Here is a 6,214-nt window from a genome sequence, read left to right as displayed (position 1 = left end):
CATCGCCGAGCGCGGCTTCCACGCCGTACGCGTCGCCGACATCGCCGCCGCCTGCGACACCAGCACCGCCACCATCCACTACCACTTCCCGGGCCGCTCCGAGCTGCTCGAAGCCGCCGTGCGCTGGTGCATGGACGAGGACACCGCGCGCCGCGCCGCCCGGATCGCCGAGGCCGACGACGCGCGCGAGGAGCTGCGGCAGCTGATCGCGCTGCAGGTGCCGTACACCGAGCGGCAGCGGCAGCAGTGGCTGGTGTGGATGGACCTGTGGGCCGAGGCCGCGCGGTCCACGGCCATCGGGCGGCTGCACGCCGACTTCTACCAGCAGTGGCGGCAGACCGTGGCCGAGGTGATCCGGCGCGGTATCGAGCAGGGGGTCTTCCGCGCCGTCGACCCGGAGTTCAGCGCGCTGCGCCTGACCGCGCTGATCGACGGACTCGCCATCCAGGTGCTGGCCACCGGGCCCGGTGCGGGCGGTACGAGCGCCGAGGCCATGGACATCGCCTGCAACGCGTACGTGGACACCGAGTTGACCGCACGGCGCTCCGGCGCCGATGCGCCCGGACCGGCCGACCGGCCCGGACCGTAGCTGAAGCACCACAAGAGTGCGGTGCACCGCAAGAGAGGGAGAGAAGCCCATGCCCATGAACGACAGCGTCATCATCACCTGTGCCCTGACCGGCGCCGGTGACACCGTGGGCCGCAGCCCCCATGTCCCCGTCACCCCCGAGCAGATAGCCCGCTCCGCCGTCGAGGCCGCGGAGGCCGGGGCGGCCGTGGTCCACATCCACGTGCGCGACCCCGAGACCGGCGCCCCCGCCCGCGATCCGCGGCTCTACCGCGAGGTCGTGGAGCGGGTCAAGGAGACCGGCACCGACGTCGTCATCAACCTCACCGCGGGCATGGGCGGCGACCTGGTCATCGACCCGGAGCACCCGCTCACCCACCTCCCCGGCACCGACCTGGTCAGCGGCCTGGACCGGCTCCCCCACGTCGAGGACCTGCTCCCCGACATCTGCACCCTGGACTGCGGCTCGCTCAACTTCGGCGACGGCAGCAACCTCTACATCTCCACCCCCGACATGCTGCGCACCGGCGCCAAGCGCATCCAGGAGCTGGGCGTACGCCCCGAGCTGGAGATCTTCGACACCGGGCAGCTGTGGTTCGCCAAGCAGCTGCTGGACGAGGGGCTGCTGGACGACCCGACCGTCTTCCAGCTGTGCATGGGCATCCCGTGGGGCGCCCCGGCCGATCCGGGCGTGCTCGCTTCGATGGTCAACATGCTGCCCGAGGGCGCCCAGTGGGCCAGCTTCGCGCTGGGCCGGATGCAGATGCCGTGGGTGGCGCAGTCCATCCTGCTCGGCGGGAACGTACGGGTCGGTCTTGAGGACAACCTCTACCTCAGCCGGGGCGTCAAGGCCACCAACGGCCAGCTCGTCGAGCGCGCGGTCCAGATCACGGAGCTGCTGGGCGCGAAGGTCGCCACGCCGGACGAGGCGCGGCAGCGGCTGGGCCTCAAGCCCCGCGCGTGATCCCCCCGCCGGCTCCCCTCTCTTCTTCTCCCCCTCACACCCTTAGGACCGCCATGCCCTCATCCCCCTGCGCCCCCGAAGAGGTACGCCGCGTCGCCTGCGTCGGCGCCGGAGTCATCGGCGGCGGCTGGGTCGCCCACTTCCTGGCGCGCGGCTACGACGTCACCGCCTGGGACCCGGCCCCCGACGCCGAGGAGAAGCTGCGCCGTCTGGTGGCGGCCGCCTGGCCCGCCCTGGAGCAGATCGGCCTCGCCGACGGCGCCTCCCCCGACCGGCTGACCGTCACCGCGACCCTGGCGGAGGCGGTGGCCGACGCGCAGTTCGTCCAGGAGAGCGCCCCCGAGAAGCTGGAGCTCAAGCGGTCGCTGCTGGCCCAGCTGGACGCGGCGGCCCCGCCCGGGGTCGTCATCGCGTCCTCCACCTCCGGCTATCCGATGACCGATATGCAGACCGCGGCCGCCGGCCCCGGCCGCCTCGTCGTCGGCCACCCCTTCAACCCGCCGTATCTCATTCCGCTGGTCGAGGTCGTCGGCGGGAAGCAGACCGACGCCGCGGCGGTCGAGTGGGCCTCGCGCTTCTACGAGGTGGCGGGCAAGTCCGTGATCACCATGGAGCGCGAGCTGCCCGGCTTCATCGCCAACCGGCTCCAGGAGGCGCTGTGGCGGGAGGCCCTGCACATGGTGGCCAACGGTGAGGCCACGGTGAAGGAGATCGACGACTCCATCACCGAGGGGCCCGGACTGCGGTGGGCGTTCATGGGTCCGTGCCTCACGTTCGCCCTGGCGGGCGGCGACGGAGGCATGGGACATATGCTCGACCACTTCGGACCCTCGTTGAAGTCTCCGTGGACCCGTCTCGAGGCGCCTGAGCTGGACGACACGCTGCGTGCGGCCATGGTCGACGGCTGTGACGAGGCGGCGGGCAGCCGTACCATCGCGCAGCTCGTCGCGGAGCGGGACCAGGGCGTCATAGACGTCCTGCGGGCGACTGGCCGTCTGCCGCGGCAGCGCACCGAGGGGACGGACGGCATCGCACATACCCCCAGCACCATGGGAGACGAGAAGTGAGCAGCACGCTCCCCGACTACCGGCAGACCGTACGTCCCGAGTGGATCGACTACAACGGCCATATGAGCGAGGCGTTCTACGTCCTCGTCTTCGGCCACAGCACCGACGAGATGATGGTGGAGACCGGGCTCGACTCCGCCTACCGCGCCAAGACCGGCTGCTCCCTCTACACCGTGGAGTCGCACATCCGGTACCTGAACGAGGTCGAGGAGGGCGCCGAACTCACCATTCGTACGCGCGTCATCGGCGTGGACGAGAAGAAGGTCCGGTTCACCCACGAAATGCATGTGGGCGAGCCGAACGGCGCCCCCGTGGCCACGACCGAGCTGCTCGCGCTCCACATCGACCAGAAGGAGAGCCGCTCGGCTCCGTTCCCCGATGAGGTGAAGGAGCGGCTGACGGATCTGCTCGAGAAGGCCCCCGAGTGGGCGGGCCGGGCGATCGGCCCGGTTCCGGCCGAGGCGGGTTGAACGACCGCCGTACCGCCTGAACGCCCCGGCCCCGGATTCGTCCGGGGGCCGGGGCGTTCGCCGTTCCGGATGAGGGATCGGGTGAGGTTGAATGGCGGTGGAGGCGGTGGGGGCGAGAACGCCGAGGACGCGCGTGCGAGGAGTGACGACGCCATGGCGGACGCCGGACCGGACAGGAACGGGAACAGGGACGGGGACGGCACGAGGGACGGCAAGGGCGGTCGGCGCGTCGAGCTGAGCGAGGTGCCCGAGACCCTGCTGTGGAACCTCTATATGCGGGCCGCCGAGGCCCGCCGGGCGCGGACCGTGCTGGACGACCCCAAGGCCGTGGAGCTGGTCGACCGCATCGACTACCCCTTCGAGGAGACCTTCGGGGCGCCCAGCCCGCTGCTGGCACAGGGCCAGGCGCTGCGGGTCCGCACGTTCGACACCACCGTACGGGCCTTCCTCGACGAGCATCCGGACGGCACGGTCGTCGCGCTCGCCGAGGGTCTGGAGACGCAGTACTGGCGGGTGGACAACGGGCGGGCGCGCTGGCTGTGCGTGGAGCTGCCGGAGACCGCCGAGGTGCGGCGGGCGCTGCTGCCGGACGAGGAGCGGCGGCGCACCCTCGCCCGCTCGGCGCTCGACCTGTCCTGGCGGGACGAGGTCGATCCGGCGCGCGGGGTGCTGATCACCGCGCAGGGGCTGCTGATGTATCTCCGGCCGACCGAGGTGAAGGACCTGATCGCGGGGTGCGCCGAGCGGTTCCGGGGCGGTGCGCTGGTCTTCGACGCGGTGCCGCGGTGGTTCAGCGCCCGGACGATGCGCGGCGAGATGCGCACCGCGCGGGGCTACCGCGCGCCGCCCATGCCATGGGGCATGAACGCGGGTGAGCTGCCGAAGGTGCGGACGGCCCATCCGGCGATCACGGACGTGCGCGAGGTGCCGCCGCCGCGCGGGCGGGGGTTCTACTACGGGGCGCTGGCGCCGCTGATGCGATGGCTGCCCGCGGTACGGAATCTGCGGCCGACGATGACGGCGATAGCGCGCTTCTCGTAAGGCTCGTTGATCAGCCCGCCGGTTCGGCGAGGACCGTCGCGAGGTGCTCGAGGACCGAGGGCCAGCCGCGGCCCATGCCGTCGAGCGCCTTCCTGCCGAGCGGGGAGTCGAGATCGAACCCGGCGTGCTCGAGGAAGAGCCGGGTGCCGGCGCCCTCCGGTTCGAGACGCCAGGTGATGGTGGTGTCGAGGGTGGCCTCGGCGAACCGGTAGCTCAGCAGCCGCTCAGGCTCGACGGCGATCACCTCGCAGGGCTGCTCTCCCCAGGGGCCCATGTCGAGCGTGAAGCGGTGCCCGACCTCCGCCCGCACATCGCCCGCGGCCCACCACCGCGCGTGCAGCCGCGGATCGGTGAGGGCCTTCCACACGACGGCCGGAGGGTGGGGCAGGAACTGGTCGCAGTGGATGGCATCGGGCTCGGTCATGGGTTCTCCTCGTCGAGGACGTCGCGCAGCGCGTGGAGCCGGGCGCGCCAGTAGTGCTCGAAGGGATGCAGCCACTGCTGCACCTCGGCGAGCGGATCCGGCTCCAGGTGGTAGTACCGCTGCCGCCCCCGCGGCTCCTCCCGTACGAGCCGGGCGTGCCGGAGCACCTGGAGATGTTCCGAGATCGCCGGTCTGCTCAGCTCGAACTCGCCCGCCAGATCGTTGACGGCGCGGGGGCCGTCGCGGAGGCAGTCGAGCAGCTTGCGGCGCACGGGGTTGGCGAGCGCGCTGAAGACGTCTGTGGGCACGGCTCGGAGATTACGTCGGAGATTCCCGACGCGTCAACATTTTCCGACGCGTCAATATTTTCCGACGCGTCGCCCCCGGCACGACTCAGCGACCGCGGGGCGACGGAGAGAATGGAGAGGTGAGACGCCCGCCAGACACCACCAGCCCGATACGGCCCCGGCTGCCGTCCCCCGTACGGGACGCGGCCGACCCGTGGCTCGCCGACCGGGGCGTGGTGCTGCGGATGAAGCGGGACGATCTCATCCATCCGCTGGTGCCGGGCAACAAGTGGCGCAAGCTCACCCCGAATCTGCGCGCGGCCGTCGAGCGCGGCCACACCCGGCTGGTCACCTTCGGCGGGGCGTACTCCAACCACATCCGGGCGGTGGCCGCGGCGGGGGCCGCGTACGGGCTGTCGACGGTCGGGGTCATCCGGGGCGACGAGCTGGCCGACGCGCCACGCAACTGGTCGCTGGCGCGGGCCGAGGCACACGGCATGGAGCTGGCCTTCGTCACCCGCTCCGCCTACCGCGAGACGCTGCGCGGCCTGGGCGAGGACGACCCTGGCACCCTACGGGCGCTGGAGGAGCGGTGGGGGCGCGCCTACGTGCTCCCGGAGGGCGGTACGAATGTCCTGGCGGCGCGCGGGGCGGCGGAGCTCGTCGCGGAGCTGCCCGGCCTGGGGCCGGACGATGTGGTGTGCTGCGCGGTGGGCACGGGCGGCACGCTGGCCGGGATCGCCGCCGCGCTCCCTGCCGGTGCGCGGGCGGTGGGGTTCGCCGTCCTGAAGGGGGCGGAGGGCTACCTGGACGGCGAGATCACACGACTGCACGAGCAGGGGTGGGGACGACCATTCGACACCTGGCGGATCGAGCACGGCTACCACGGCGGCGGCTACGGGCGCGTCCCGGCGGAGCTGGAGGCGTTCGCGGCGGAGTTCGAGGCGCGGCACGGGGTCCGGCTGGAGCGGCGGTACGTGGCGAAGATGCTGTGGGGTGTGTACGGGCTGGCGGAGCGGGGCGAACTGCCCCCGGGCAGCCGGGTGACGGCGGTGATCACCGGGCCGCCGGATCCGGAGGATGCGGCGGGCTCGACGGGCTCAGCGGGCTCAGCGGGCTCGACGGGCTCGACGGGCTCGGCAGACTTGGCAGACTCGGCAGGCTCGACGGGTGGTGCCCGGCCCAGGGCGTGACCCTCCGCGCGGGTCGCCTCCCGGCTCGGCGCGTAGGCCGTCGTGGCCGATCGCCGGTGCCAGGCGGGGCGACCACGGTCGGATCATGGGCGCGGCGCCAGGGGGCCACAACGCACGGGTCAGTCGGGGATGCGGAGGCGCATGACTCTCGTCGCCGCGTGGCGGACCGTGCCTTCCTGGCGGACCTCGACGGTCAGGTC

8 protein-coding genes are annotated in these 6,214 nt (G+C 72.3%); 6 read left to right on the top strand and 2 right to left on the bottom strand.

Annotation, left to right across the window (positions count from 1 at the left end):
* The 5 genes from GWI24_RS38990 to GWI24_RS38970 form a co-directional block, all read left to right on the top strand.
* A partial coding sequence (locus GWI24_RS38990; RefSeq protein WP_210950763.1) for a TetR/AcrR family transcriptional regulator occupies window positions 1–589 on the top strand: 589 nt, incomplete at its 5' end.
* Between the two features lie 49 nt (window positions 590–638).
* A complete protein-coding gene (locus GWI24_RS38985; RefSeq protein WP_210950762.1) occupies window positions 639–1,532 on the top strand; it encodes a 3-keto-5-aminohexanoate cleavage protein in 894 nt (297 codons plus the stop codon).
* 53 nt (window positions 1,533–1,585) lie between these two features.
* Window positions 1,586–2,599, top strand: a complete 1,014-nt coding sequence (locus GWI24_RS38980; RefSeq protein ID WP_210950761.1) for a 3-hydroxyacyl-CoA dehydrogenase NAD-binding domain-containing protein — start codon at window positions 1,586–1,588, stop codon at window positions 2,597–2,599.
* Entirely contained in the window at window positions 2,596–3,069 is a 474-nt protein-coding gene (locus GWI24_RS38975; RefSeq protein ID WP_210950760.1) for a thioesterase family protein, read from the top strand. Before GWI24_RS38980 ends, GWI24_RS38975 begins: the two co-directional genes overlap by 4 nt.
* 153 nt (window positions 3,070–3,222) lie before the next feature.
* The gene (locus GWI24_RS38970; RefSeq protein WP_210950759.1) at window positions 3,223–4,110 is read left to right on the top strand and encodes a class I SAM-dependent methyltransferase; all 888 of its coding nucleotides are present in this window, start codon (window positions 3,223–3,225) and stop codon (window positions 4,108–4,110) included.
* A 10-nt stretch (window positions 4,111–4,120) separates the two neighbouring features.
* Here GWI24_RS38970 and GWI24_RS38965 read toward each other — a convergent pair whose 3' ends face one another.
* Together GWI24_RS38965 and GWI24_RS38960 are read right to left on the bottom strand one after the other, a co-directional pair.
* Entirely contained in the window at window positions 4,121–4,534 is a 414-nt protein-coding gene (locus GWI24_RS38965) for an SRPBCC domain-containing protein (protein WP_210950758.1), read from the bottom strand.
* The gene (locus GWI24_RS38960) at window positions 4,531–4,842 is read right to left on the bottom strand and encodes a helix-turn-helix transcriptional regulator (protein WP_210950757.1); all 312 of its coding nucleotides are present in this window, start codon (window positions 4,840–4,842) and stop codon (window positions 4,531–4,533) included. Before GWI24_RS38960 ends, GWI24_RS38965 begins: the two co-directional genes overlap by 4 nt.
* A 119-nt stretch (window positions 4,843–4,961) precedes the next feature.
* On the opposite strand from GWI24_RS38960, the gene GWI24_RS38955 reads away from it, so the two are divergent.
* The gene (locus GWI24_RS38955; RefSeq protein ID WP_308344242.1) at window positions 4,962–6,014 is read left to right on the top strand and encodes a pyridoxal-phosphate dependent enzyme; all 1,053 of its coding nucleotides are present in this window, start codon (window positions 4,962–4,964) and stop codon (window positions 6,012–6,014) included.
* Window positions 6,015–6,214: the final 200 nt, after the last annotated feature.

This window comes from Streptomyces sp. MK37H, assembly GCF_018035285.1.
Lineage (GTDB): Bacteria > Actinomycetota > Actinomycetes > Streptomycetales > Streptomycetaceae > Streptomyces > Streptomyces endocoffeicus.
Note: the sequence above shows the minus strand (reverse complement) of the source record. Positions and strands in the feature narration are given on the sequence as shown.

Coding starts and splice junctions, on each gene's coding strand:
- GWI24_RS38980 (WP_210950761.1), top strand. CDS start 1,586: ATGCCCTCATCCCCCTGCGCCCCCGAAGAGGTACGCCGCGTCGCCTGC.
- GWI24_RS38970 (WP_210950759.1), top strand. CDS start 3,223: ATGGCGGACGCCGGACCGGACAGGAACGGGAACAGGGACGGGGACGGC.
- GWI24_RS38965 (WP_210950758.1), bottom strand. CDS start 4,534: ATGACCGAGCCCGATGCCATCCACTGCGACCAGTTCCTGCCCCACCCT.
- GWI24_RS38985 (WP_210950762.1), top strand. CDS start 639: ATGCCCATGAACGACAGCGTCATCATCACCTGTGCCCTGACCGGCGCC.